The organism is Streptomyces sp. NPDC040405 (assembly GCF_055595765.1).
In genome coordinates, this window is the sequence record NZ_JBVIVI010000002.1 from 102,365 (window position 1) to 128,713 (window position 26,349).

A 26,349-nucleotide genomic window follows, 5' to 3' on the forward strand; every position below is an offset into this window, starting at 1 on the left:
GATATCAGGGCTATCAGGGCAGGAGCACGACAAATTAGCAGTCGCTCATGAGGCCGCCGGAACAACCTGGCCGGTCACCTCACCCATCCCGATGCGGGCCCCGTTCGGGCCGGGCGCCCAGGCGGTGAGGGTCACCTCGTCGCCGTCCTCCAGAAAGGTCCGAGTGCCGTCGGGGAGGCGCAGCGGATCGCGGCCGCCCCAGGTGAGTTCGAGCAGACAGCCCAGCTCGTCCGGGCCCGGGCCGCTGACGGTGCCCGAGGCGAAGACGTCGCCGGTGCGCAGCGAGGCGCCGTTCACCGTCAGATGGGCGAGCTGCTGGGCCGCCGTCCAGTACATGGCGGAGAAGGGGGGCCGGGAGACGGTGTGGCCGTTGACGGCGACCTCGATGCGCAGATCGAATCCGCCGGGCTCGGCGGCCGCGTCGTCGAGGTACGGGAGCGGCGGGACGTCGCGGGCGGGCGGGGCGGTACGCGCCGCGGCGAGGGCGTCCAGCGGGGTGATCCACGCGGCGAGTGAGGTGGCGAAGGACTTGCCGAGGAAGGGGCCGAGGGGGCGGTACTCCCAGGCCTGGACGTCGCGGGCGGACCAGTCGTTGAGGAGGCAGACGCCGAAGACGTGATCGTGGAACCCGGCGAGCGGCAGCGGTGTATTCAGAGGTGAGGGCGCGCCGACGACGAAGGCGACCTCGGCTTCGAAGTCGAGGCGCAGCGAGGGGCCGAAGACCGGCCGGGGAGGAGCGGACGATGCCGACGGAGAAGGAGCGGGCGATGCGGGAGCCGATGCGGGGGCGGGCGAGGCCGGGGGCAGGCGCTGGCCGTGGGGGCGGACGATGGGCGAGCCCGAGACGAGCACGGTGCCGGCCCGCCCGTGGTAGCCGATCGGCATGTGCTTCCAGTTGGGGGTGAGGGCGTCGCTGTCGGGGCGGAAGATCTTGCCCGCGTTGGAGGCGTGATGCTCGCTGGCGAAGAAGTCGACATAGTCCGCCACCTCGATCGGGAGGTGGAGCGCGAGGGTGGCGAGGGGGTGCATCAGGGGCTCGATGGCGGGCCTGTGCGCCGGGTTGGTCAGCCAGTCGCGCAGCTCCGCGCGGACGGCCTGCCAGACCGGACGGCCCGCGGCCATCAGCGGGTTGAGCGAGGAGGCACCGAGCAGTTCGGCGTGCGGGGAGGCCGCGGCCGCCGCGGCGGCGCCCGCGTCCAGGACATGACCGCCGTAGCGCACGCCGATCTTCCGCAGATGAGGGGCGTCGGAGGTGGTGAACACGCCATAGGGGAGGTTGTCCGGGCCGAAGGGATCGCCTTCGGGCAGGTCGAGCGGGCTTCGCTGCGCCATGGATGGTGCCTCGCCTTCTCCTCGTCGCCACGGTTGGCCGGTCCACACCCTATGGCCCGGGGCAGGCCACCCCGGTGGGGCGACTGCCGCCTAAAGGGATGGCAATGTCCGGATAATCCTTGCTGGAGGAGGTAATTCCGAAGTAGCGTCCTTCATCAGGTCACGCACAGTGGGGGGACCACTGCGGTGGGGTGACCGAGGGGGGCTCGTGGCGAGCAGTGCTGTGCCGTTCGCAGTGGACCGTTCCGTGCCGGGGCTGATCGTGAAGATAGGCGATTACCCGCTGCATCACGGGGGCGTGGGGGCCATTCGCTCCCTGGGCCGTCTCGGCATCCCCATGTACGCGGTCACCGAGGACCGTTGGACTCCGGCCGCCCGATCGCGCTATCTGCGGCGGGCCTTCGTCTGGCCGACCACCGGCAGGGAGCGGCCGGAGCGGCTGGTGGAGGGGCTGCTGCGGGCCGGGCGGGCGATCGGCCGCCCGACCGTCCTGCTGCCCACGGACGAGGAGGCGGCGGTGCTGATCGGCGAGCATGCCGATGTGCTCGCCGGGGAGGGCCGGTTCCTCTTTCCGCGCACCGAGCCGGGGTTGCCCAGACGGCTGGCCAGCAAGCAGGGGCTGCACGAGCTGTGCGTCGAGCATGGGGTGCCCACCCCGGAGGCGGCGTTCCCCGGTTCGTACGCTGACGTCAAGGCGTTCGCGATGAGCGCGCGGTTTCCGGTCGTCGCCAAGAACCGGGAGGCGTTCGAGCGGCGGCGGAAACCGGCCGTGGGCGGGACGACCCGGATCGCCGGGCCGCGCGAGCTGCTGGCGCTGGCCCGGGACTGGGGGCCGCGGCCCGGGGTGATCCTCCAGGAGTATCTGCCGCGGGAGTCCGCCGAGGACTGGATCGTGCACGCCTGCTTCGACGCGGAGTCCACGCCGCTGGCGATGTTCACCGGCGTCAAGGTGCGGTCCTGGCCGCCGCACGCGGGCATGACGGCGTGCGCGTACGCGGTGGACAACAAGGAGCTGGTCCGGATGACGGCCCGGTTCATCAAGCGGATCGGGTTCAGCGGCATCGTCGATCTGGACTGGCGCTACGACCGGCGCGACGAGCGGTACAAGCTGCTGGACTTCAACCCGCGGATGGGCGCGCAGTTCCGGCTCTTCGAGAACGAGGCGGGGCTCGATGTCGTACGGGCCCAGCACCTCGATCTGACGGGGCGCACGGTGCCCGAGGCCGAGCAGCTGGCGGCCCGGCGGTTCATCGTCGAGAACATCGACCTGCCCGCCCTGCTCGCCTACCGCCGCAGTGGATACACCACGCCGCACGCGCCCGACCGGGCGAGCGGGACCGAGCTGGCATGGGCCGCGCGCGACGACATGCGGCCGTTCTTCACCATGCTGGCGCGCTCCGTGCGGCCCGGTGCGACGCATCTGTACCGGATGTGGCGCGCCAAGAACCGGTAACACCTTGGGGAGGGGATTCGTGAACGATCCGGTAGCAGTCATCGGAGCCGGTCCATATGGTCTGTCGGCCGCCGCCCACTTACGCGCCCGCGGCCTGCCGGTCCGGGTCTTCGGGGAGCCGATGGTGAGCTGGCGCGAGCAGATGCCCGCGGGCATGCTGCTCAAGTCCACCCCGGTCGCCTCGACCATCGACGCACCGCAGCCGGGGCACACCCTGCTCGACTACTGCCATGCGGTGGGCGGCAAGCAGTATCAGTCCGATTGGGACATCATCCCCGTCGAGACCTTCGCGGGTTACGGGCTGTGGTTCCAGGAGCGGCTGGTGCCGGAGCTGGAGCAGACCCGGGTCGTGGCCGTCGACCGGCGGGGCGGCCGCTTCGAGCTGAAGCTGGATTCGGGGGAGCAGTTCACGGCGCGGGCCGTCGTCGTGGCCAGCGGGCTCAGCGGGCTGGCCCATCTGCCCGCCGAGTTCGCCGCCGCCATCCCTGACGGCCCGTCCGCGGCCGGGCCCGTCTCGCACAGTTCGCACCACCGGGACCTCCGGCGGTTCGAGGGGCGCGAGGTCGTGGTGGTCGGGGCCGGGCAGTCGGCGCTGGAGAGCGCGGTGCTGCTGGCCGAGGCGGGCGCCGCGTCGGTGCGGGTGGTGGCCCGGGGGAGGGCCGCGGTCGGGTTCGGTTCCCCGCCGGACCGTCAGCCCCGGCTGCGGCCCGAATCGCCCTTCGGGCGCGCCTGGTCGCTGTATGCGCTGTCGTACCACGCGGTGGGTTTCCGGCGGCTGCCCGCACCGGCCCGGGAGTATCTGGTGCGCACGGTGCTCGGGCCCAAGGGCGCCTGGTGGCTGCGCGGGCGCTTCGCGGGGCGGGTGCAGGTCACCCAGGGGGCGCGGATCACCCGGGTCGCCGTGGAGAGCGGCGGCCGGCCGGTGCTCACGCTGCGGGGCGGCGGAGGCCGGGTCGGTGAGCTGGCCGCGGACCATGTGCTGGCCGCGACGGGGTACCGGATGAATCTGGCCGCGCTCGGTTTCCTCGGCCCCGAGCTGCGCGCCGAAGTGGTCACCGGCGCGGGTGGCCCCTGGCTGGACGCGGGGTACGGCTCGTCCGTGCCGGGCCTGTATTTCACCGGGCTTCCCGCGGCGGCCTCCTTCGGCCCGGTGATGCGGTTCGTCTGCGGCACGGAGTACGCGTCGCCCCGGCTGGCGAAGGCGGTGGCCGCCGCGCACGGGTGAGCCCTTGGCAGGCTCCGGCCCCCGATCGGTGAACGGTCGGGGGCCGCCTGATGAATGATCTGCTGGTGATCGCGGTACCGGGAGGGGAAGCGGGTCGATCCGGGCGAGGGCGTTGTGCGGCGCACAAGGCGGGAAGGCGCCCACAGTGATCGATACCCGACCGGATACGCTGCCTTTTGGTGGAGGCGGCGACACATCGACATTCCGCGTGAACGTAGGCAGACAGGAGTACCCCGTGAGCGTCATCGGGCCCTTCGGGCTGAGCGTGCGGGACCAGACCCTGGAAGCCGACACCCAAGCCGGGCTGACGGCTGTCGAAGAGGGGCTGCTGGAGGCCACCAAGAGCGACGTGCCGTTCATCACCGAGGCAGCCCAGCATCTGGTGCGCGCGGGCGGCAAGCGTTTCCGGCCACTGCTGGTGCTGCTGGCCGCCCAGTTCGGTGACCCGTACGCCCCCGGAGTGGTGCCCTCGGCGGTCGTCGTCGAGCTGACGCATCTGGCCACGCTCTACCACGACGACGTGATGGACGAGGCGGAGGTGCGGCGCGGGGTGCCCAGCGCCAACGCCCGCTGGGGCAACTCGGTCGCGGTGCTCACCGGTGACTTCCTCTTCGCCCGCGCCTCGCACGTCCTGGCCGATCTGGGGCCGGAGGCGGTGCGGGTCCAGGCCGAGGCGTTCGAGCGGCTGGTGACGGGCCAGATCCTGGAGACCGCCGGACCGCGCGGCCGCGACCCCATCGAGCACTACCTCGACGTCCTCGCGGGCAAGACGGGCTCGCTGATCGCCGTCTCGGGGCGGTTCGGCGCGATGATGTCGGGCGCCGACGAGTCCGTCGTCAACATCCTGACCCAGTACGGGGAGCGGCTCGGGATGGCCTTCCAGCTGGCCGATGACGTGCTGGACATCGCCAGCGACAGCCATGAGTCCGGCAAGACCCCCGGCACCGATCTGCGCGAGGGCATCGCCACCCTGCCCGTCCTGCACCTCAGGGCGCAGGCGGAGGCGACCGGTTCGCCGGAGGACCGGGAGCTGTGCGAGCTGCTCGCGGGCGACCTCTCCGATGACGCCCGCCATGCGGAGGTGCTGCGGCGGCTGCGCGCCCACTCCGCCCTGGAGCAGGCCCGCCAGGACACGCTGCGCTACGCGGCGGAGGCCCGTTCGATGCTGGCGCCCCTCCCGGAGGGCTCGGCGAAGTCGGCCCTGGAGGGCCTGTGCGACGCGGTGGCGCACCGGGCCGGGTGACCCCCGGCCTGACCCTCGGCCCCGGGCGCGGTCGCCTCGCGCCCCCTACGGAATACCCCGAGGGGGATCCGCCCCGCGGCACCCGCCGTCATCCCGAAGCAGTACGTGGACTTGATCCTGCGGGCTGACGCATCGGCTCTCCCGATTTGGTGGGATGAGAACACCACCACATGGCGGGATCGGGAGACAATGGCCCGAGAGGTGGACGAGTGCAGGCTGACAACCGCCGCCGACGACGGAGGTAGAGCAACATGGCACGGATCCGACCGATACAGGTCGCCGACGACGGCTTCTGGGACGAGAAACGACCAACACGACGTACCAAGGCGTTCCGCTACGGGGCCCCGGTCGCGGTGGCGGGCATCGCGGCCGCGACGATCGGGCTCGTCCCGGCGCTGGCCAGCAGCGGCGCCCCGGATCTGCCGAAGATCACGGCACAGCAGCTGATCGGCAAGATGGCCGCCTCGGACCAGCAGCAGGTGTCCGGCTCGCTGAAGATCACCACCGATCTGGGCCTCCCCACCCTGCCGGGCGGCGGCTCCCTCGCCGACCTCGGCGCCATGGCGGGTGAGAAGGGCGACGCGACCGCCTCGCCGGAGTCCAAGCTCACCGAGCTGGCGTCCGGCACCCACACCCTGCGGGTGGCCGCCGACGGCCCCGACAAGCAGCGGGTGTCGATCGTCGAGAACGCCGCCGAGTACAGCATGATCCACAACGGCGATCAGCTGTGGGCGTACGACAGCGGCAGCAACTCCGTCTTCCACTCCACCGACGCGAAGGACGGCGCGGGCAAGCGCGACCACCGGGGCGAGACGCCGCGTGACCTGGGCGATGCCACCCCGCAGCAGTTCGCCAAGCAGATGCTCGCCGCCGTGGACGACACCACCAGCGTGACGGTCGACGGCACCACCCGGGTCGCCGGGCGGGACGCCTACCAGCTGCTGATCAAGCCCAAGCAGAGCGCGTCCACGGTCGGCGAGGTCCGGATCGCGGTCGACGCGGACAACGGCGTGCCGCTGAAGTTCACCCTCACCCCGAAGAGCGGCGGCAAGGCCGCCGTCGACGTGGGCTTCACCAAGGTGGACTTCGGCAAGCCCGCTGCGGGCACCTTCGACTTCACGCCGCCCAAGGGCGCCAAGGTCACCGAGGGCGGCGCCGCCGACCACCAGGAGAAGAGCTTCAAGGACCGGTCGCCGGGCAAGCACGCCCCGTCCGGCAAGCACGCCCCGTCCGGCAAGCACGCCCCGTCCGGCAAGGACGCCATGTCCGGCCCGGGCGCGCTGTCCGGGCTGAACGTCACCGGCAAGGGCTGGGACACCATCGCCCGCCTCGATGACCAGGGCGCCGGTGCGTCCGGCGGCGGCGCTTCCTCCGCGCCGGGCGGCGACAGCGGAGCGGCCTCCGGCCTCCTGGGCAGCTTCGGCACGAAGGTCAAGGGCGACTTCGGCTCCGGCACGGTGTTCAGCACCCGCCTGGTGAACGCGCTGATGACCGACGACGGCAAGGTCTTCGTCGGCGCGGTCGACAAGGACGCCCTGGTCGCGGCCGCCAACAAGGCCAAGTAGGACCGCGCGGGGCCGTGCGGGAGTACGGAGCAGGAAAGGGGAGCCCGTGGACGAGCCGTCCGCCGACGCCGTGGTGGAGACCCGCGGGCTCACCAAGCGCTACCGGGGCGGGCAGCTCGCCGTCGACGCGCTGGACCTGACCGTTCCGCGCGGCAGCGTCTTCGGCTTCCTCGGGCCCAACGGCTCGGGGAAGACGACGACCATCCGCATGCTCATGGGCCTGATCGAGCCCACCTCGGGCGGCGCCCGGCTGCTGGGGCGGCCGATGCCGCGCGCCGCCCGCAGCGTGCTGCCGAGGGTGGGCGCCCTCATCGAGGGGCCCGCCCTCTACCCGTATCTGAGCGGCCGGGACAATCTGCTGCGCTACGACGCCGCCGACCCGACCGCCGACCCCCGCACCCGTGCCGCCCGCGCCTCGGCGGCCCTGGACCGGGTCGGGCTCGGGGCCGCGGCCGGGAAGAAGGCCCGGGCGTACTCGCTGGGGATGAAGCAGCGCCTCGGCCTGGCCGCCGCCCTCCTCCAGCCGCGTGAGCTGCTGGTTCTCGACGAGCCGACCAACGGGCTCGACCCGCAGGGCATGCGCGAGATCCGCACCCTGGTGCGCGAGCTGGCCCGGGAGGGCACCACGGTCTTCCTTTCCTCGCATCTGCTGGACGAGATCGAACAGGTCTGCACCCACGCGGCGGTCATGGCCCAGGGACGGCTGATGGCCCAGGGCACGGTCGCCGAGCTGGCCGCGGGCAGCCGCGGCAGGCTGTCCGTCACCACCCCGGACCCGGCCGACGCCGTCCGCGTCCTCAAGGAGCACGGGGTGACGGACCTGGTGGTCCTGGAGGAGCGGGTCTCCGGGGAGCTGCCCTCGCCCGCGCCCGAGCCCGCCGACCTGAATGCCGCCCTGGTGCGCGCCGGGGTGCGAGTACGGGCCTTCGGCGCCGAGGGCGCCTCGCTGGAGGACGCCTTCGTCGCGCTGACCGGGGAGGGATTCGATGTCGCGGGCTGAGCGGGCCGAAGCAGCCGGATCGGCTGGGACAGCGGAAGCGGCTGAGACGCCCCGGCCGGGTCCGCTGTGGACCCTGGCCCTGTTCCGCAGCGAGCTGTCCACCACCTTCCGCCGCTGGCGGACCCTGGCACTGCTCGGAGTGCTCGCGGCCGTCCCGGTCCTCATCGGGGTCGCAGTGAAGATCGAGACCAGCGACGGCGGCGGCTTCGGCCGGGGCGGCGGCGGAGGGGGCGGCGGAAGCGGCGACGGTCCCGCCTTCTTCTCCCAGATCACCAACAACGGGATCTTCCTGGTCTTCGCCGCGCTGGCGGCGACGCTGCCCGTCTTCCTGCCGATGGCCATCGGTGTGATCGCCGGGGACTCCATCGCCGGTGAGGCGGGCCCGGGGACGCTGCGCTATCTGCTGGTCGCCCCCGCCGGGCGGACCCGGCTGCTGCTCGCCAAGTTCGTCACCATCCTGGCGTTCTGCCTGGCCGCGACCGTGGCGGTGGCGGCCGCGGGACTCGCGACCGGGGCGATGCTGTTCCCGCTCGGCGAGGTCACGCTGATCTCCGGCACCTCGGTGTCCTTCGGTGACGGGCTGGTGCGGGCGCTCGGCGTGGCGGGCGTCGTGGCGCTGTCACTGGTGGGGATCGCGGCGGTGGGCCTGTTCGTCTCCACCCTCACCAACAGCGGCATCGCGGCCATGGCGACCACGGTCGGACTCGTGGTCACCGTGCAGATCCTGGACACGATCCCGCAGCTGCACGCGATCCACCCGTATCTCTTCCCGCACTACTGGCTCAGCTTCGCGGATCTGCTCCGCCAGCCGGTCTACTGGGACCAGCTGGTCAAGAACGCCGAGCTGCAGGGGCTCTACCTGGCCGTGTTCGGCTCGGCGGCCTGGGCCCGGTTCACCGCGAAGGACATCACGGTCTGAGCGGTCCGCACGTCTGCGTACGGACCGCTCAGGAATTCCGGTGTGTCAGGAGGACAGCGTCCAGACGGCGTACGCGATGGCGTCGCTGTTGCGGTCCAGCGCGGTGTCGTTGGTGTTGGACGTGGTGTCGCACGAGCGGTGGTAGCAAGCGTCGAAGGCCCGGCCGGACGTGCCGCCCCACTTCTGGGCCTGGGCGGCGGTCTTGATGTAGTCGGCGCCGCTGAACAGGCCGCCCACCGGGATGCCCGCGTTCTTGAACGGCGCGTGGTCGGAGCGCCCGTCGCCCTCGGTCTCTATCTCCGTCGGGACGCCCTTGGTGGCGAAGAAGTCCTTGAAGACCCCTTCGATCCGGGTGTCGTCGTCATAGACGAAGTAGCCCGGGTTGGGCGAGCCGATCATGTCGAAGTTGAGATAGCTGTCGATCTTCGCGCGGTTGGCGGACGACAGGCTGTTGACGTACGTCCGGGACCCGACCATGCCCAGCTCCTCGGCGCCCCACCAGGCGAACCGCAGATGCTTGGCCGGCTTGAGCCCCGAGCGGGCGACGGTCAGCGCGGTCTCCAGCACGGCGGCGGACCCCGAGCCGTTGTCGTTGATGCCGGGACCGGCGGTGACGGAGTCCAGGTGGGCGCCGGAGAACACCACGTTGTCGGCGTCGCCGCCGGGCCAGTCGGCTATGAGGTTGTAGCCCGTGGAGCCGCTGGAGGTGAACTGCTGGACCGTTGTGGTGAATCCGGCCGCGTCCAGGGCTGCCTTGATGTAGTCGAGTGACGCCTTGTAGCCGGGGCGGCCGTGGGCGCGGTTGCCGCCGTTGGCGGTGGCGATGGACTGGAGCTTGGTCAGATGGGCCTTGACGTTCGCCAGCGGGACGTCCGGCACGGCGAGCGCGGCGGCCGCCGGAGGCGGCGGGGGAGCGGCGGCGGCCGCGGAGGTGGCGGGGGCGGCCGAGACCAGGGCGAGGATCGCGGTTCCGGCGGCGGCGGCGACGGCCGCCCGGCGGGACGCGGATCTTCGGGGGGCGCGATGCGGATCAGCACATGACGACATGGGGGGCTCCGATTCCGAACGGGGACTGCACGGAATGACGTGGCGCTGTGTGATGCACGTACGTACGTACCCATGGGGGCGGGTGGAGCGGTACGACAAAATGATGTCGTGGTGGCGCGAGGCTGATGCTCCGGCCGTGGCTGACCCTGCGTCAAGAGCGGAAACCGGACATCATCCGCCGGATATCGGTCCCGGCTGTGCCTCCGCCGTCCGGGCCGGTGCCGTGGCCGCCGACGCCGCCGCCTCCGCCAGCTGTCGGCGCGCCCGGTGCCCGGTGCGCAGCGCGTCCCAGGTGAGCAGCGCGAGCGCGAGCCAGACGAGGGCGAAGCCCGCCCACCGCTCGGGCGGCATCGACTCGTGGAAGAGGGCCACCCCGAGGATGAACTGGGAGGTGGGCGTGAGGTACTGGAGCATCCCGATCATCGACAGCGGCAGCCGTACCGCGGCGGCCCCGAACAGGATCAGCGGCACCGCGGTGATGAGCCCGCAGCTCACCAGCAGCGCCGAATGCCCCAGGCCGCCGCCGCTGCCGAACGTGCTGTCGCCGCGCGCCCCGAGGAACAGCAGGAAGCCGAGCGCGGGCAGGAACTGGACGGCGGTCTCGGCGGCCAGCGACTCCAGCCCGTCCAGCCCGATCCGCTTCTTGACCAGGCCGTACGTGGCGAAGGAGAAGGCCAGCGTGAGGGCGATCCAGGGCAGCTTGCCGTAGCCGACGGCCAGCACGGCCACCGCCACCACGCCGACGCCGACCGCCGTCCACTGCGCGGGGCGCAGCCGCTCGCGCAGCAGCAGGACGCCGAAGCCGATGCTGACCAGGGGGTTGATGAAGTAGCCGAGCGCCGTCTCGACGACATGTCCGCTGTTGACGCCCCAGATGTACAGGCCCCAGTTGACGGAGATGGCGGTCGCGGCGAGCGTGACGAGACCGAGCCGCCGGGGCTGCCGCAGCAGCGGGCCGATCCAGGACCAGCGGCGCAGCGTCAGCAGGATCAGGCCGACGACCACCAGCGACCAGACCATGCGATGGGCGAGGATCTCGACCGCGCCCGCGGGCTGCAGCAGCGGCCAGAACAGCGGGGCGAGGCCCCACAGGCCGTACGCGGCGAAGCCGTAGAGGAGACCGGAGCGGTCCGGCTGGTGCTGCGACTGCGGCTGCATGAGGGCCCCTCCCCGACGGCGTGGCGGCCCTGATGCGGGAGCCTGTCCGACGGTAGCGCCGGGCGGCCCGGCTGTCATCACCGTATCCGCGATATGGGACTGACAGGCGGGCCGCCGCGTCTCCCGGCTCAGCCCTTGAGGGCCACCGCGAGCGAGTCCGCGATCGGGGTGGTCGGGCGGCCGGTCAGGCGGGACAGATCGCCGGGGGTGGTGGCCAGCAGGCCGCGCGCGATGGCCGCGTCGACGTCGGCGAGGATGGCGGCGAACGGCTCGGGCAGGCCCGCGCCGGCCAGGATCCCCTTGACCTCCTCGGGGGAGACGGCCTTGTAGGCGATCTCCTTGCCGGTCTGCCGGGCGACCTCGGCGGCGTACTCGGCGAAGCTCCAGGCGGTGTCGCCGGACAGCTCGTACGCGGTGTTCTCGTGGCCCTCGCCGGTCAGTACGGCCACGGCGGCCGCCGCGTAGTCGGCGCGCGAGGCGGAGGCGACCCGGCCCTCGCCCGCGGCGGCGACGACGGCGCCGTGCTCCAGCACGGGGGCCAGCCGCTCGGTGTAGTTCTCGTTGTACCAGCCGTTGCGCAGCAGCGCGTACGGCAGACCGGACTCGATGAGGGCCTGCTCGGTGACCCGGTGCTCGTCGGCGAGCCGGAAGTCGGCGGCCGGGCCGCCCAGCACGCTGGTGTACGCGAGCAGCGCGACCCCGGCCGCCTTGGCGGCGTCGATGACCGCCTGGTGCTGCGGAACGCGCTGCCCGACCTCGCTGCCCGAGATCAGCAGCACCTTGTCGCCCGCGGCGAAGGCGCCGCTCAGCGTCTCGGGGCGGCTGTAGTCGGCCACCTTCAGAGTGACGCCGCGGGCGGCGAGCGGGGCGGCCTTTCCGGCGTCGCGTACGACCGCGGTGATCCGGTCGGCCGGAACCTTCTCCAGCAGGCCGTCGATGACGAGGCGGCCGAGCTGGCCGGTGGCTCCGGTGACGACGATGCTCATGGGGTGGGTCTCTCTTCCGGTCGCGTGCTTCTGTTGGCGAAACCCACCCTAGGCACAGCGCTAACCATTCGAAAGTACCCACTTTGAAGTAAGGTACTGGCATGTACGTAAGCAAGGATGGCCCGGTCTGCCCCTCGCGGCTGATCCTGGAGCACATGACCAGCCGCTGGGGCGTCCTCGTCTTCGCTGTCCTGCTGCAGGGCACCCGCCGCTTCAGCGAGCTGCGGCGCGAGATCGGCGGGGTGAGCGAGAAGATGCTCGCCCAGACGCTCCAGACCCTGGAGCGGGACGGTTTCGTCCACCGCGAGGCGCACCCCGTCATCCCGCCGCGTGTGGACTACTCGCTGACCGGCCTGGGCCGGGAGGCGGCGAGCCGGGTGTGGGCGCTGTCGGGCTGGGCGGAGGAGCACGCTCCGCGGGTGCTGGCGGCCCGGGAGACATACGACGCGGCCAGGCCGGGTGCGTAACCCCGGCCTGGCCGCTTCGTAGGAAAGGTGCGGCTCAGCCGACCACGGTCCAGGTGTCGTTGCCCGCGAGCAGCGCGCCGAGGTCGCCCTTGCCCTTGCGCTCGACGGCGGCGTCGATCTGGGTCGACATCTGGTCGTCGTAGACCGGCCGCTGGACGTCCCGCAGCACCCCGATGGGGGTGTGGTGCAGGGTGTCCGGGTGGGCCAGCCGGGACAGCGCGAACGCGGTGGTGGGCGAGGCCGCGTGGGCGTCGTGGACCAGGATCCGGTCCTCGTTGTCCGGGGTGACCTCGACGACCTCCAGATCGCCGGTGGCCTGGTTCCGTACGACGCCCTTGGCCAGCCCGGCGCCGAAGCGGATCGGCTTGCCGTGGTCCAGCCGGATCACGGCTTCCTCGGCCTGATCCTTGTCCTTGAGCGCGTCGAAGGCGCCGTCGTTGAAGATGTTGCAGTTCTGGTAGATCTCCACCAGCGCGGTGCCCGGGTGGGCGGCGGCCTCGCGCAGCACCTGGGTGAGGTGCTTGCGGTCGGAGTCCACGGTGCGGGCGACGAAGCCCGCCTCGGCGCCGAGCGCCAGGGAGATGGGGTTGAACGGGGCGTCCAGGGAACCCATCGGGGTGGACTTGGTGATCTTGCCGACCTCGGAGGTCGGGCTGTACTGGCCCTTGGTGAGGCCGTAGATGCGGTTGTTGAAGAGCAGGATCTTCAGGTTCACATTGCGGCGCAGCGCGTGGATGAGGTGGTTGCCGCCGATGGACAGCGCGTCGCCGTCACCGGTGACCACCCACACCGACAGGTCGCGCCGGGCGGCGGCCAGCCCGGTGGCGATGGCGGGGGCGCGGCCGTGGATCGAGTGCATCCCGTAGGTGTTCATGTAGTACGGGAAGCGGGAGGAGCAGCCGATGCCGGAGACGAAGACGATGTTCTCCTTCGCCAGCCCCAGTTCCGGCATGAAGCCCTGGACGGCGGCGAGGATCGCGTAGTCGCCGCAGCCGGGGCACCAGCGCACTTCCTGGTCGGACTTGAAGTCCTTCATGGACTGCTTGCCCTCGGCCTTGGGCACCAGGGACAGCGCCTCGGACAGGGCGACGGGCGGCTGCGAGATGGTCTCAGTCATCGATGGCCTCCTTGAGGGCCGTCGCCAGCTGCTCGGCCTTGAACGGCAGCCCCCGCACCTGGGTGAAGGAGCGGGTGTCGACGAGGTACTTGGCGCGGATGAGGGTGGCGAGCTGGCCGAGGTTCATCTCGGGCACGACGACCTTGTCGTAGCGGGCCAGCACCGCGCCCAGGTTGGCCGGGAAGGGGTTGAGGTGGCGCAGATGGGCCTGGGCGATCCGGTCGCCCGCGCGGCGCACCCGGCGCACCGCGGCGGTGATCGGCCCGTACGTCGAGCCCCAGCCCAGCACCAGGGTGCGGGCGTCGCCGGTGGGGTCGTCCACCGTCAGCTCCTCGACCTCGACGCCGTCGACCTTGGCCTGCCGGACGCGGACCATGTGGTCGTGGTTGGCGGGGTCGTACGAGATGTTCCCCGAGCCGTCCTGCTTCTCGATGCCGCCGATGCGGTGTTCGAGCCCCGGGGTGCCGGGCACCGCCCACGGGCGGGCCAGGGTCAGCGGGTCGCGCTTGTACGGCCAGAAGACCTCGGTGCCGTCCTCGGTGGTGTGGTTGGGGCCGGTCGCGAACTGGACCCGCAGGTCCGGCAGGCCGTCGACCTCCGGCACCCGCCACGGCTCCGACCCGTTGGCCAGATAGCCGTCGGACAGCAGGAAGACCGGGGTGCGGTAGGTGAGCGCGATCCGCGCCGCTTCCAGCGTGGCGTCGAAGCAGTCGGCCGGGGTCTTCGGGGCCACGATCGGCACCGGGGCCTCGCCGTTGCGCCCGTACATCGCCTGCAGCAGATCCGCCTGCTCGGTCTTGGTCGGCAGCCCCGTGGAGGGCCCGCCGCGCTGGATGTCGATCACCAGCAGCGGCAGCTCCAGGCTGACCGCGAGCCCGATGGTCTCGGACTTCAGCGCCACCCCGGGCCCGGACGTGGTGGTCACCGCGAGCGCCCCGCCGAACGCGGCGCCCAGCGCCGCGCCGATGCCCGCGATCTCGTCCTCGGCCTGGAAGGTGCGCACACCGAAGTTCTTGTGCTTGCTCAGCTCGTGCAGGATGTCGGAGGCCGGAGTGATCGGGTACGAGCCCAGGAACAGCGGCAGGTCCGCCTGCTGGGACGCGGCGATCAGCCCGTACGACAGCGCCAGATTGCCGGAGATGTTCCGGTACGTCCCCGCGGGGAAGGCGGTGGCGGCGGGCGCCACCTCGTAGGAGACCGCGAAGTCCTCGGTGGTCTCGCCGAAGTTCCACCCGGCCCGGAAGGCGGCCACGTTCGCCTCGGCGATCTGCGGCTTCTTGGCGAACTTCTGGCGCAGGAACGCCTCGGTGTTCTCCGTCGGGCGGTGGTACATCCACGACAGCAGGCCGAGCGCGAACATGTTCTTGCTGCGCTCCGCCTCCTTCCGGGACAGCCCGAACTCCTTCAGGGCCTCGATGGTCAGCGTCGTCAGCGGCACCGGGTGGACCTGGTACGCGTCCAGCGAGCCGTCTTCGAGCGGGCTGCGCTCGTAGCCCACCTTCGCCATCGGGCGCTTGGTGAACTCGTCGGTGTTGACGATGATGTCGGCGCCGCGCGGCACATCGCCCAGGTTGGCCTTGAGCGCGGCCGGATTCATCGCCACCAGCACGTCCGGCGCGTCGCCCGGGGTGAGGATGTCGTGATCGGCGAAGTGGAGCTGGAAGCTCGACACTCCGGGCAGGGTTCCGGCGGGGGCGCGGATCTCCGCCGGGAAGTTCGGCAGGGTCGACAGGTCGTTCCCGAACGACGCCGTCTCCGAGGTGAAGCGGTCTCCGGTGAGCTGCATACCGTCGCCCGAGTCGCCCGCGAATCGGATGATCACGCGATCCAGACGGCGGACCTCCTTGCCGCCGTCCGGTGTTCCCCGTTCCCCGGCGAGCCCCCGCTCGCCCTGCTGATCGGCTGGTTCGGCCTGCTCGGCCGGGCTGCTGACCTGGCTGGTCACTGCTTCGGACCTCCCTCGAGGCGGCGCACCTGGACCGTCGGTGCCGACCGGTTGTCCCATGACCATCGTACGTCGGTAAGGCTCGCCTTCCTTGGCCGGATCGTCGGATGGATCCCGCGCCAAGTGTCTGCGATGTCACGGTATGACACGACTTTCCCGTATCCCCGTGGTGTCATTTCAGGTGATTCCCTCACTCTGTCTTTGGTCCCGCTTTGGTCCTAGGACCGCAGGTGTCGGGGCAGGTGTCGGGAGTTGAGATACAGGTTTCAGGAGTTGAGATAGGTGAGAACCGCGAGCACCCGGCGGTGATCCCCGTCACTCGGCGACAGGCCGAGCTTCAGGAAGATGTTGCTGACGTGCTTCTCGACCGCGCCGTCGCTCACCACCAGCTGCCGGGCGATCGCCCCGTTCGTCCGGCCCTCGGCCATCAGTACCAGGACCTCCCGCTCCCGCGGGGTGAGCCCGGCCAGCACATCCTGCTTACGGCTGCGGCCCAGCAGCTGGGCGACGACCTCCGGATCCAGCGCCGTACCGCCGCGGGCCACCCGCACCACCGCGTCCACGAACTCGCGCACCTCGGCCACCCGGTCCTTGAGCAGATAGCCGATGCCGCGGCTGCTCCCGGCCAGCAGCTCGGTCGCGTACTGCTCCTCCACGTACTGCGAGAGCACCAGCACCCCCAGCCCCGGATGGTCGTGGCGCAGCTGGATCGCGGCCCGCACGCCCTCGTCGGTGTGGGTGGGCGGCATCCGTACGTCGGCGACCACCACATCCGGCAGCGCGCCCTCGTCGGCCAGCTCGCGGATCGCCTTGATCAGCGCCTCCGCGTCCCCCACGCCCACGACGACCTCATGGCCGCGGTCGGTCAGCAGCCGGGTCAGGCCCTCCCGCAGCAGCACCGAATCCTCGGCGATGACCACCCGCACTCTGTCTTCCACGATGCCCGGCCCCCAGTTGCCGTTCGAATTGACGGGGTCAGCATTCCAGGATTCGGACGAATCCGCCGCGCATACCGCGCGCGGCGGGGCGCGGGGTGTCCATTGGGGGCGCGGGGGCGCGGGGGCGTCGGTGCCGGGCCCGGCCGTCAGCGCCAGGGCAGCTCCACCGTCACCGCGGTCGGGCCGCCGGGCGGGGAGTGGACGATCAGCACCCCGTCGACCGCCTCGATGCGCTCGGCCAGCCCCGCGAGGCCGCTGCCCCCGGCCGAGGTGGTGGCCCCGCCGCGCCCGTCGTCGCCGACCCGCAGCATCACCCGGCCGTCGGCCCGCCACACGTCGAGGTCGGCCCTCCGGGCGTGGCTGTGTTTGCTGATGTTCTGGAGGAGTTCGGAGACGGTGAAGTAGGCGATGCCTTCGATGGCGGGTGCGGGGCGCTGGGGCAGGTCGACGGTGACGGTGACGGGGGTGGTGCAGCGGGCGGCGAGTGCGGAGAGGGCGGGGCCGAGGCCGCGGTCGGTGAGGATGGCGGGGTGGATGCCGCGGGCGAGGTCGCGGAGTTCTTGGAGGGCGAGTTTTACTTCGCCGTGGGCTTCGTCGACCATGCGGGCGGCTGCTTGGGGGTCTTCGTCGAGTTTTTCTTTGGCGAGGCCGAGGTCCATGGCGAGGGCGACGAGGCGGGCTTGTGCTCCGTCGTGGAGGTCGCGTTCGATGCGGCGCAGGTCGGCGGCGGCGGTGTCGACCACCGTCCCCCGGTCCGACTCCAGCTCCCACACCCGGGTCGCGAGCCGGGACGGGCCCAGCAGCCCGATGACCAGCAGCCGGTCGACGGAGGTCAGCGCCCGCATCACCGACGGGGTCGCCAGCAGGACCAGCACCCCGAGGACACAGGCCGCGGTGATCTCGAACGGAGTGTCGAGGTAGAAGTGGCGGTTCCGGCTGTCGTCCCCGAACAGCTCGATGCCCGGCCGGTCGAGGTACGCGGGGAAGACCCACCGCCACAGCGGATACGTCGCGAAACCCCAGCCGTAGCAGGTGAACACCACCGCGACGGTGAACGCGAAGATCGCCCACGGCATGTGCAGCAGCGCGTACAGCACATGCCGCCACGAGGTGCCGCTCTTGAGCAGCGCGCCCACCCACGACACCGGCCCCCGCTTGCCGTTCGCCGCGCGGACCGGCTCCGGCTCGGCCACCTCCAGCCCCAGCAGCGCACGGGCGCGGGCCCGCTCCACGACCCCGATCCCCCGGCAGCCCGCCAGGGCGGCGCCGAGCACCGGAACGCCGAGGAAGGTGATCAGGAGCCCCACGCCGAGGGAGAGCATGACGACCGCGTACGTGAAGATCAGGATCGAGATCGGCAGGCTGATCACCAGATAGAGGAACGCGCGCCAGACGCGGGCCTCGAACGGCGCGCGCAGTACCGGCGGCACCAGGCCGCGCCGGGGTTCGCTCCCCGGCCCGTACGGTCCGTATGCGGTGGCCATCTCGTCGTCCGTCCTCCCGGAGCCGGGGCCGGGGCCCGGCTTGCCCACTGTCGTCGTCCTCCAGCGTCCCCGGCACCGGCGGGCCGGGCCATGAAGCGGGTCGGCGTCTTCGCCCGGGGGCTAGCCCCACCCCCCGCTACGGGGTCGTCCGGCGGGCCGCCGCCGGACGGCGGGGGACTCCGCCCGTACGGCTCATGCCGTCGCGGTCGCGCCACGGCAGCTCGGCGTCCACCGAGGTCGGGCCGCCGGGCGGGGAGTCCACCACGAACCGGCCGTCGACCGAGCCGAGCCGCTCCGCCAGTCCCGCCAGCCCGCTGCCCCCGTCCGGGGACGCGCCGCCGCGCCCGTCGTCCCGCACCCGGATCAGCAGTCGGCTGCCCGACCGGGCCAGCGCGACCGACGCGGTGCGGGCGTGGCTGTGTTTGCTGATGTTCTGGAGGAGTTCGGAGACGGTGAAGTAGGCGATGCCTTCGATGGCGGGTGCGGGGCGCTGGGGCAGGTCGACGGTGACGGTGACGGGGGTGGTGCAGCGGGCGGCGAGTGCGGAGAGGGCGGGGCCGAGGCCGCGGTCGGTGAGGATGGCGGGGTGGATGCCGCGGGCGAGGTCGCGGAGTTCTTGGAGGGCGAGTTTTACTTCGCCGTGGGCTTCGTCGACCATGCGGGCGGCTGCTTGGGGGTCTTCGTCGAGTTTTTCTTTGGCGAGGCCGAGGTCCATGGCGAGGGCGACGAGGCGGGCTTGTGCTCCGTCGTGGAGGTCGCGTTCGATGCGGCGCAGATCGGCGGCGGCGGTGTCGACCACCGTCCCCCGGTCCGACTCCAGCTCCGTAATCCGCCGCTCCAGCTCGTCCGACGGCGACAGCAGTCCGCGGACCATCACCCGGTCCACGTTGGTCAGCGCCCGGGCGATCCAGGGCAGCACCGGCCAGGCGATGAACAGCGAGGTCAGCGTCACGGCGAAGGTGAGGATGCCCCAGGGCAGCCGGATGGCCGCGTAGAGCGTGGCGCGCCAGCCCACCGGGTCCCGCAGGCTCCGCCACAGCCAGCTGAAGAAGCCGTCGTCGAGCCCGCGCGGCATGCGGCTGGGCTCGTCCACGTGGAGCCCCAGCAGCGCACGGGCGCGGCGCCGCTCGAACCGGGCGAACGCCCTGCTCCCCAGCAGCCCCAGGGCGAGCACCGGCAGACCCGCGATCGTGACGGCCATGCCCATGCCCACGGCCAGCCACATCAGGGCGTAGACGAAGCCGAAGATGCCCAACGGCAGATTGATCAGGAGATGGCCGATCTCCTTCCACGTCTGCGCGGGATAGGCGAAGGCGGGCGGGCGCGGCAGCCGCTCGCCGCCCTCGCCGGGGGAGCCGCCGGGGGAGCCGTCGGGGGAACTGGAGGTCATGGCACCAAAGACTGCCGCGCCCCGGCGGGCGGCGCCATGGGGTACATCGCCGGGCGCGAGTAGGGCTAGCCCCACCCGTCTCCCCACTCGCCCCCACCCGTCTCCCCACTCGCCCCCACCCGTCTCCCCACTCGCCCCCACCCGTCCTCCGGGCTCCGCATGCCGGACGGGCGGATCACCCCACCGCCGGTAGGGCCTAGACTCCCGTGCGTACGGATCGTCGAACACACGACGTCGACGAGCAGCAGGCAGGACAGGGAGCGAGGGGCGGACGTGCCGGAGGCGACGACCGTACGCGCGGCCAGTAGCGTCCCGCTCGCGGCCGACTACTTCCACGCCTATACGGTGGTGGGTCTGGTCGCGGCGGTCGGGGTGCTCTTCGTGGCCGTGGCCTTCGGGGCAGGGCGGCTGCTGCGGCCGGTGGTGCCGACGCCTGAAAAGCTGCTGACATACGAGTGCGGTGTGGACCCCGTGGGCGAGAGCTGGGCACACACCCAGGTCCGCTACTACGTCTACGCTTTCCTGTATGTGATTTTCGCGGTGGATTCGATCTTCCTGTTCCCATGGGCGACGGTCTTCGCCGCGCCCGGTTTCGGCGCCGCCACCCTGGTGGAGATGTTCATCTTCCTCGGGTTTCTCGCCGTAGGTCTGCTGTACGCATGGAAGAAGGGCGTCCTGGAATGGACGTGACACCGACCCCCGCGCAGGCTCCCGTGGATCTCCCGGAGCCGCGCCGCCTCGGCCCGCTCGCCCGGCTGGCGCCCGAACCGATGAAGGTGGTCCTGAACTGGGGCCGCCGCTACAGCCTGTGGGTCTTCAACTTCGGGCTCGCCTGCTGCGCCATCGAGTTCATCGCCGCCTCGATGGCCCGCCACGACTTCATCCGGCTCGGCGTGATCCCCTTCGCGCCCGGACCGCGCCAGGCCGACCTGATGGTCGTCTCCGGCACCGTCACCGACAAGATGGCGCCCGCGGTCAAGCGGCTCTACGAGCAGATGCCGGAACCGAAGTACGTGATCTCCTTCGGCGCCTGCTCGAACTGCGGCGGCCCCTACTGGGACTCGTACTCCGTGACCAAGGGCGTCGACCAGATCATCCCGGTCGATGTGTACGTACCCGGCTGCCCGCCCCGGCCCGAGGCGCTGCTCCAGGGGATCCTCAAGCTCCAGGAGAAAATCGCCCGCGAGTCGCTGGGGGAGCGGTACGCGACGGGCGGCCGCCCGTCCACGGCCGCGCTGCGCAGCGGCCTGGTCGAGCCCCCGGCCGCCCGGGAGGACGCGCGATGACCGAGCCGACGGAGCCGAACGAGGCCGCCGAGCCTGCTGAGGCCGTGGAGCCCGCTGAGCCTGTTGAGCCCGCTGAGCAGGCGGTGGGCTGGCTGCCGAGCCCCGCCACCGAGCTGTTCGGCGCGGGCGCCAAGGCCGAAGAGGCGTACGACCTGCTGACTGTCGACGTGCCCGCCGACGGCTGGATCGCGGCGCTGGAGACCGCCCGCGACACCCTCGGCTGCACCTACTTCGACTGGCTGAGCGCGGTGGACGAGTCCGGCCAGGGCTTCCGGGTGGCCGCGCACGTCGTCGCCCTCACCCCGGGCGCCGCCATACGCCGCCTGCTGGTCCGCACCACCGTGCCGCACAACGCGGCCACGCTGCCCACCGCCGTGGGCGTCTACGCGGGCGCGGCCTGGCACGAGCGCGAGACCCACGAGATGTTCGGGATCGGCTTCAGCGGCCACCCCGGCCTCGCGCCGCTGCTGCTGCCCGACAGCTTCGAGGGCCACCCGCTGCGCAAGGACTTCGTGCTGGCGGCCAGGGTCGCCAAGGCATGGCCGGGCGCGAAGGAGCCGGGGGAGTCCGAGCACGGTGGCCCCAAGCGGCGCCAGATGCTTCCCCCGGGCGTGCCCGACCCCAACGAATGGGGCCCGCTCAAGGGCCAGCTCCCGCCCGCCCCCGCCCGTCCGGCCCGCGGCGGCGCCCGCGCGGCGGGCGACCGCCCGGTCCGCCGCCGCACCGCGGCGGCGGGGACCGGCTCCGGCGAGGCCGCGGAGCCGAAGGCCGCCGACGCGGCCCCGGCCGAGCGCCCGGCGCGGCGCACGCGCAGCGCGGCGGCGGGTTCGGCGAGCCAGCAGGCCGACGCGGCGCCGACGCCGGAAACCCCGGCGGCCGAGCGCCCGGCGAGGCGTGCGCGCACGGCGGGCGAGGGCTCGGCCGGCCAGCGGACCCCGGCCGCCGAGCCGACACCGCCGGAGCAGACCCCGGCGCCCGAGGGCGACAGCACGGCACCGGCCGAGCGCCCGGCGCGGCGGCCCCGCTCGTCCGACGCCCCCTGGCACCACGCACGCCCGGCGCATGACGACGCGGCCGAGTCCGGCCCGGCGCCCGAGGCCCCCGCGACGGACGCCGCCGAGAAACCGGAACCCGCGGAACCGCCCGCCCCGGAGCAACCGGAAGCCGCGAATCCGGGCACCGGTAAACCCGAAACCGCGAAACCCGGCACCGCCGAACCCGGCAACGACGAGACGCCCCACCCCGACGGCCCCCCAGGAGGCACCGCGTGAACGACGTCCTCGACGTCGCGCTGCGACTGCTCATCCTCCTCGTCGCGTTCCTGGTCCTCCCGCTGGTCGTCGGTCAGACCGAGCACAAGGTCATGGCCCATATGCAGGGCCGCCTCGGGCCGATGTACGCGGGCGGCTTCCACGGGTGGGCACAGCTGGTCGCGGACGGCGTGAAGTTCGCGCAGAAGGAGGACGTGGTTCCGGCCGAGGCCGACCGGCGGATCTTCCAACTCGCGCCCGCCGTCGCGCTGCTGCCGTATCTGCTGGTCCTGGTCGCGATCCCGGTCGGCCCGGGCGGCGCGGTCGGGGAGGTCATCGACGCGGGCATCTTCTTCGTGCTCGCGGTGATGGGCGTCGGCGTGCTGGGCTCGCTGATGGCGGGCTGGGCCTCGGCCAATAAGTTCTCCCTGCTCGGTGGGTTGCGGACGGCCGCCCAGCTCATGGCGTACGAGCTGCCGATGCTGCTCACCGCCGCGTCCGTGGCGATGGCCGCGGGCACGGTGTCGCTGCCGGGCATCCTCGACGCGTTCCAGTGGTGGTGGGTGCCGTGGCAGATCGTCGGCGGGCTGGTGTTCTTCACCGCCGGGCTGGCCGAGCTGCAACGGCCGCCGTTCGACGCCCCGGTGGCCGACTCCGAGATCATCTTCGGTGCGTACACCGAGTACACCGGGCTGCGCTTCGCACTGTTCCTGCTCGCCGAGTACGCGGGCATCGTCATCCTGTGCGGGCTGACCACCGTCCTCTTCCTCGGCGGCTGGCACGGCCCGTTCGAAGGCGACGTGGGCTGGCTGTGGACGCTGCTCAAGACGGCCGTCCTCGCCTTCGTCGTGATCTGGCTGCGGGTGAGCTATCCGCGGCTGCGCGAGGACCAGCTGCAGAAGCTCGCCTGGACCTGCCTCATTCCGCTCTCGCTCGCCCAGATCGCCCTCACCGGCGTCGTCAAGGTGGTGATCTCCTGATGGGTATTCCCGGTTCCGGCCTGGCCAAGGGCCTGGCCGTCACCCTGCGCACGATGACCCGCAAGTCGCACACCGCGCAGTATCCGGAGGTCCAGCCCGAACTGCCGCCGCGTACCCGCGGGGTGATCGGGCTGTTCGAGGAGAACTGCACGGTCTGCATGCTGTGCGCGCGCGAGTGCCCGGACTGGTGCATCTACATCGACTCGCACAAGGAGACGGTGCCCCCGGCGGCGCCGGGCGGGCGCGAGCGCAGCCGCAATGTGCTGGACCGGTTCGCCATCGACTTCGCCCTGTGCATGTACTGCGGTATCTGCATCGAGGTGTGTCCTTTCGACGCGCTGTTCTGGTCGCCGGAGTTCGAGTACGCGGAGGAGGACATCCGCGACCTCACCCACGAGCGGGACAAGCTCCGCGAATGGATGTGGACGGTGCCCGCGCCGCCCGCGCTCGACCCGGCCGCCGAGGAGCCGAAGGAGATCGGCGCCGCCCGCAAGGCCGCCGAGAAGGCCGCCGCGGCCGAAGCGAAGGCCGCCGAAGAGGCGAGGGCAGCCGAAGCCGGCGGTTCCGACGAGAACGGGGCCGCCTCGTGAGCACCGCGGTCCAGCTGGCCGCCACCGGCCACGGGTTCCTGTCGCCCACCGGCGTCGAGATCGCCTTCGTCCTGGTGGGCATCGCGACGTTCGCCGCGGCCGTCGTCACCGTCACCACCAAGCAGCTGGTGCACGCCGCGCTGTGGCTGGTGGTGGCGCTCGGCGGGCTCGCCGTCGAATATCTGCTGCTCACCGCGGAGTTCATCGCCTGGGTGCAGGTGCTGATCTACGTCGGCTCCGTCGTCGTCCTCCTCCTCTTCGGGCTGATGCTGACCAAGGCGCCCATCGGCCGCTCCCCGGACGCCGATTCGGGCAACCGCCCGGCCGCCCTCGCGGTGGCCGTCGCCGCCGCGGCCGCGCTGGTGTGGGTCGTCGTGGACGCCTTCCGGGCCACCTGGATCGACCTGGACAAGGGCGTGCAGGGCTCCACCGCGGTCTCCGGGGAGAGCCTGTTCCGGTACTGGGTGCTGCCGTTCGAGGCGCTGTCCGTGCTGCTGCTCGCCGCGCTCGTCGGCGCGATCGTGCTGTCCCGCAAGAAGGTTGAGGAGAAGCGCTGATGCACCTCGCCTACCCCGCCGTGCTCGCCGTCCTCCTCTTCTGCACGGGCCTGTACGGCGTCCTGGCCCGCCGCAACGCGATCCTGGTGCTGATGTCGGTCGAGCTGATGCTCAACGCCGTCAACCTCAACCTCGTCGCCTTCGACGTCTGGCTCCGCGACACCCTGCACGCGGGCCAGGCGCTGACCCTCTTCACCATCGCCATCGCCGCCGCCGAGATCGGCATCGGTCTCGCCATCGTCCTCCTCGTGTACCGCAACCGGGGCACCTCCGACGTCGACCGCCTCCGGGACCTGGCCGACCCCCCGCCGGGCGGTCAGGACCCTATGGACGACAGCATGGCAGCCGCCACTGACAACGGCCCCGACCAGGGAACTCCCGCCCGGAGGCAGACCGCGTGACGACCACGACCGCCGCCGTTCTCGTCCCGCTCCTGCCCTTCCTCGGTGCCGCCGCGGGACTTCTGCTGGGCCGTCGCGCCCCCGGCTTCGTACGCCCCCTCGCCATCCTGCCCACCCTCGCCGCGACCGTGCTGGCCGTGCTCGTCGCCGTACGCCAGGGCGGCGGCGAGGGCGCCGGGAAGGCGCCGCTGACCCTCGCCACCCGGCTCGCCGACACCGGCTCGGTCCCGATCGACCTCGCGCTGCACATCGACGGGTTCGCCGCCCTGGTCGCGGTCCTCGTCGGCGTCGTCGCGTGCTGTGTGCAGATCTACTCGACCGGCTATCTGCGGGACGACCCCCGCTATCCCTCCTACGCCGCGCTCGTCTCCCTCTTCACCGCCGCGATGCTCCTCGTCGTCTACTCCGACGACCTGATCGTGCTGCTCGTCGGCTGGGAGATCATGGGCATCTGCTCGTACTTCCTGGTCGGCCACTACTGGGAGACCGCGGCCGCCCGGTCCGCCTCCCTCAAGGCGTTCCTCGTCACCAAGCTCGGCGACGTCCCGTTCCTGATCGGCATCTTCGCGCTCGCCGGGGACACCGGCACGTTCCGCATCAGCGAGATCTACGCCCGGCTCACCGCCACCACCTCCGGGATCCCGCTGGACCACCCCACCCTGATCGCGCTGCTGCTGCTGGCCGGGGTCGCGGGCAAGTCGGCCCAGTTCCCGCTGCACACCTGGCTGCCGGACGCGATGGCGGGCCCCACCCCGGTGTCCGCGCTGATCCACGCCGCCACCATGGTCGCCGCCGGTGTCTACTTCATCGCCCGGCTGCTGCCCGTCTTCGTCTCCTCCGCCGCCGCGCTCGCCGTCCTGGCCGCCATGGCGGCCATCACCATGGTCGGCTCGGCGCTCGCCGCGCTCGCCCAGGACGACATCAAGCGCGTCCTCGCCTACTCGACCGTCGGCCAGCTCGGTTACATGACCGGCGCGCTGGCCGTCGACGACCGCGGTGCCGCCGTCTTCCACCTCATCACCCACGGCGCGTTCAAGGCGCTGCTCTTCCTCGGCGCGGGCGTGATCATCCACGCGGCCGGGACGAACTCCCTGGCCGCCATGTCCCGGATGAGCGGCCTTCCCAAGCGCATCCCTGACGCCTTCTGGACGATGACGGTCGCGCTGCTCGCGCTCGCCGCCATCCCGCCGTTCGCGGGCTTCTTCTCCAAGGAAGCCGTCCTCGGCGCCGCCGAGCACGCCGCCACCGGCCACGCCTCCGCCGTACCTGCCGGAGTCGGCTGGACCGTGCTCACCGCCGGGGTGCTCACCGCGCTGCTCACCGCCGGGTACGCGGGCCGCCTGTGGCTGATGGCCTTCCGCGGCAAGGGCGAACAGGCCCCCGATCACGGCAGGCAGCCGGTCGCGCTGAACGTCGTCCTGTGGGTGCTCTTCATCCCCACGCTCGCCCTCGGACTGTCCTACGGCACCCTCCCCGACTGGTTCGACGGCGAGACCCTCACCCCGACCCTCACCACCTCCGTCCTCGGCACCGGGGCCGCCCTCATCGGCGTCCTCGTCATGTACGCCGCCTGGCGGCACACCTCGGCGCGGGCCGCGCGCATCCCGCTCGGCGCCGTGGCCGCCCACCCGGATGCCGCCGACGCCGTCTCCGAGGTCGAGGCCATCGCCACCCACGAGGCCGCCTACGGCTCCATCGCCGGGGCCGCCGACCCCGCCGACCCCGGCCGCCTCCTCCTCGGCCCCCTCCACCGCCACGCGGCAGCCGGTTTCCACCTCGACGCCGTCTACAGCGCCCTGTTCGTCCGCCCCGTGCGCGCCGCCGCCACGCTCGTCCGCTTCCTCGACCGCGAGGTCGTCGAGACGTACGTACGCGGCGCGGCCGGTGCCCCCCGCCTGCTCGGCGCGGCCGTCCGCCGCGCCCAGACCGGCAATGTGCAGACCTACCTCGGCGCGCTGCTCGCGGGCTCCCTCGTCCTGGCCGTGGCCGCCGTCCTCGTCGCAGCGGGAGCCTGAC

At 72.1% G+C, this 26,349-nt stretch carries 24 protein-coding genes; 15 read left to right on the forward strand and 9 right to left on the reverse strand.

The window, feature by feature from the left end; translation table 11 throughout:
* Nucleotides 1-45: 45 nt before the first annotated feature.
* Nucleotides 46-1,332, reverse strand: coding sequence for a fumarylacetoacetase (fahA, locus tag ACZ59A_RS07660; RefSeq protein WP_470954937.1), 1,287 nt, complete (start codon nt 1,330-1,332; stop codon nt 46-48).
* A 223-nt stretch (nt 1,333-1,555) separates the two neighbouring features.
* Here fahA and ACZ59A_RS07665 point away from each other — a divergent pair, with 223 nt between their 5' ends.
* The 6 genes from ACZ59A_RS07665 (at nt 1,556) to ACZ59A_RS07690 (ending at nt 8,737) form a co-directional block, all read left to right on the forward strand.
* Complete coding sequence (locus ACZ59A_RS07665; protein ID WP_470957797.1) at nt 1,556-2,785, forward strand: carboxylate--amine ligase; 1,230 nt, start codon at nt 1,556-1,558, stop codon at nt 2,783-2,785.
* A gap of 19 nt (nt 2,786-2,804) precedes the next feature.
* Nucleotides 2,805-4,010 (forward strand): FAD-dependent oxidoreductase, encoded by a 1,206-nt coding sequence (locus ACZ59A_RS07670; RefSeq protein WP_470954940.1) that lies wholly within the window; start codon nt 2,805-2,807, stop codon nt 4,008-4,010.
* A 235-nt stretch (nt 4,011-4,245) separates the two neighbouring features.
* Nucleotides 4,246-5,253, forward strand: a complete 1,008-nt coding sequence (locus tag ACZ59A_RS07675) for a polyprenyl synthetase family protein (protein WP_470954943.1) — start codon at nt 4,246-4,248, stop codon at nt 5,251-5,253.
* A 251-nt stretch (nt 5,254-5,504) separates the two neighbouring features.
* Nucleotides 5,505-6,818 (forward strand): LolA family protein, encoded by a 1,314-nt coding sequence (locus tag ACZ59A_RS07680; protein WP_470954946.1) that lies wholly within the window; start codon nt 5,505-5,507, stop codon nt 6,816-6,818.
* 46 nt (nt 6,819-6,864) lie between these two features.
* The gene (locus ACZ59A_RS07685; RefSeq protein ID WP_470954948.1) at nt 6,865-7,818 is read left to right on the forward strand and encodes an ABC transporter ATP-binding protein; all 954 of its coding nucleotides are present in this window, start codon (nt 6,865-6,867) and stop codon (nt 7,816-7,818) included.
* A complete protein-coding gene (locus tag ACZ59A_RS07690) occupies nt 7,805-8,737 on the forward strand; it encodes an ABC transporter permease (protein ID WP_470954952.1) in 933 nt (310 codons plus the stop codon). The genes ACZ59A_RS07685 and ACZ59A_RS07690 overlap by 14 nt, the downstream gene beginning before the upstream one ends.
* A 45-nt stretch (nt 8,738-8,782) precedes the next feature.
* Here ACZ59A_RS07690 and ACZ59A_RS07695 read toward each other — a convergent pair whose 3' ends face one another.
* The 3 genes from ACZ59A_RS07695 to ACZ59A_RS07705 all read right to left on the reverse strand — a co-directional run bounded on the left by ACZ59A_RS07695 (nt 8,783) and on the right by ACZ59A_RS07705 (nt 11,928).
* On the reverse strand, nt 8,783-9,784 hold the full coding sequence (locus ACZ59A_RS07695) for a M28 family metallopeptidase (protein ID WP_470954954.1): 1,002 nt from the start codon (nt 9,782-9,784) through the stop codon (nt 8,783-8,785).
* A gap of 171 nt (nt 9,785-9,955) precedes the next feature.
* A complete protein-coding gene (gene rarD / locus ACZ59A_RS07700) occupies nt 9,956-10,942 on the reverse strand; it encodes an EamA family transporter RarD (protein WP_470954957.1) in 987 nt (328 codons plus the stop codon).
* 128 nt (nt 10,943-11,070) lie between these two features.
* A complete protein-coding gene (locus ACZ59A_RS07705) occupies nt 11,071-11,928 on the reverse strand; it encodes an SDR family oxidoreductase (protein ID WP_470954960.1) in 858 nt (285 codons plus the stop codon).
* Nucleotides 11,929-12,029: 101 nt separating this feature from the next.
* Here ACZ59A_RS07705 and ACZ59A_RS07710 point away from each other — a divergent pair, with 101 nt between their 5' ends.
* Complete coding sequence (locus ACZ59A_RS07710) at nt 12,030-12,395, forward strand: winged helix-turn-helix transcriptional regulator (RefSeq protein WP_470954963.1); 366 nt, start codon at nt 12,030-12,032, stop codon at nt 12,393-12,395.
* Nucleotides 12,396-12,429: 34 nt separating this feature from the next.
* Here the strand turns inward: ACZ59A_RS07710 and ACZ59A_RS07715 are convergent, their stop codons facing one another.
* From ACZ59A_RS07715 to ACZ59A_RS07735, 5 genes are all read right to left on the reverse strand, one after another.
* Nucleotides 12,430-13,512, reverse strand: a complete 1,083-nt coding sequence (locus ACZ59A_RS07715) for a 2-oxoacid:ferredoxin oxidoreductase subunit beta (RefSeq protein WP_468049204.1) — start codon at nt 13,510-13,512, stop codon at nt 12,430-12,432.
* Nucleotides 13,505-15,457 carry a 2-oxoacid:acceptor oxidoreductase subunit alpha gene (locus ACZ59A_RS07720; RefSeq protein WP_470954967.1) on the reverse strand — a complete coding sequence of 651 codons (1,953 nt, stop codon included), beginning with the start codon at nt 15,455-15,457 and terminating at the stop codon, nt 13,505-13,507. The genes ACZ59A_RS07715 and ACZ59A_RS07720 overlap by 8 nt, the downstream gene beginning before the upstream one ends.
* A gap of 266 nt (nt 15,458-15,723) precedes the next feature.
* A complete protein-coding gene (locus ACZ59A_RS07725) occupies nt 15,724-16,383 on the reverse strand; it encodes a LuxR C-terminal-related transcriptional regulator (protein ID WP_470957799.1) in 660 nt (219 codons plus the stop codon).
* Nucleotides 16,384-16,541: 158 nt separating this feature from the next.
* Nucleotides 16,542-17,879, reverse strand: coding sequence for a sensor histidine kinase (locus tag ACZ59A_RS07730; protein ID WP_470957801.1), 1,338 nt, complete (start codon nt 17,877-17,879; stop codon nt 16,542-16,544).
* A gap of 136 nt (nt 17,880-18,015) precedes the next feature.
* On the reverse strand, nt 18,016-19,269 hold the full coding sequence (locus ACZ59A_RS07735) for a sensor histidine kinase (protein ID WP_470954970.1): 1,254 nt from the start codon (nt 19,267-19,269) through the stop codon (nt 18,016-18,018).
* A 273-nt stretch (nt 19,270-19,542) separates the two neighbouring features.
* On the opposite strand from ACZ59A_RS07735, the gene ACZ59A_RS07740 reads away from it, so the two are divergent.
* The 8 genes from ACZ59A_RS07740 to ACZ59A_RS07775 are packed head-to-tail and all read left to right on the forward strand — an operon-like array spanning nt 19,543 to nt 26,348.
* Nucleotides 19,543-19,959 (forward strand): NADH-quinone oxidoreductase subunit A, encoded by a 417-nt coding sequence (locus ACZ59A_RS07740; RefSeq protein WP_009715927.1) that lies wholly within the window; start codon nt 19,543-19,545, stop codon nt 19,957-19,959.
* The gene (locus tag ACZ59A_RS07745) at nt 19,950-20,555 is read left to right on the forward strand and encodes an NADH-quinone oxidoreductase subunit B (protein WP_468049200.1); all 606 of its coding nucleotides are present in this window, start codon (nt 19,950-19,952) and stop codon (nt 20,553-20,555) included. The genes ACZ59A_RS07740 and ACZ59A_RS07745 overlap by 10 nt, the downstream gene beginning before the upstream one ends.
* Entirely contained in the window at nt 20,552-21,826 is a 1,275-nt protein-coding gene (locus tag ACZ59A_RS07750; protein ID WP_470954974.1) for an NADH-quinone oxidoreductase subunit C, read from the forward strand. Before ACZ59A_RS07745 ends, ACZ59A_RS07750 begins: the two co-directional genes overlap by 4 nt.
* Nucleotides 21,823-22,785, forward strand: coding sequence for a complex I subunit 1/NuoH family protein (locus tag ACZ59A_RS07755; protein WP_468049196.1), 963 nt, complete (start codon nt 21,823-21,825; stop codon nt 22,783-22,785). Before ACZ59A_RS07750 ends, ACZ59A_RS07755 begins: the two co-directional genes overlap by 4 nt.
* The gene (locus ACZ59A_RS07760) at nt 22,785-23,375 is read left to right on the forward strand and encodes a NuoI/complex I 23 kDa subunit family protein (RefSeq protein WP_470954976.1); all 591 of its coding nucleotides are present in this window, start codon (nt 22,785-22,787) and stop codon (nt 23,373-23,375) included. Before ACZ59A_RS07755 ends, ACZ59A_RS07760 begins: the two co-directional genes overlap by 1 nt.
* A complete protein-coding gene (locus ACZ59A_RS07765; protein WP_468049194.1) occupies nt 23,372-23,932 on the forward strand; it encodes an NADH-quinone oxidoreductase subunit J family protein in 561 nt (186 codons plus the stop codon). The genes ACZ59A_RS07760 and ACZ59A_RS07765 overlap by 4 nt, the downstream gene beginning before the upstream one ends.
* Entirely contained in the window at nt 23,932-24,333 is a 402-nt protein-coding gene (gene nuoK, locus ACZ59A_RS07770) for an NADH-quinone oxidoreductase subunit NuoK (protein ID WP_468049193.1), read from the forward strand. Before ACZ59A_RS07765 ends, nuoK begins: the two co-directional genes overlap by 1 nt.
* A complete protein-coding gene (locus tag ACZ59A_RS07775; protein WP_470954979.1) occupies nt 24,330-26,348 on the forward strand; it encodes an NADH-quinone oxidoreductase subunit 5 family protein in 2,019 nt (672 codons plus the stop codon). Before nuoK ends, ACZ59A_RS07775 begins: the two co-directional genes overlap by 4 nt.
* The last annotated feature ends 1 nt before the right edge of the window (nt 26,349 follow it).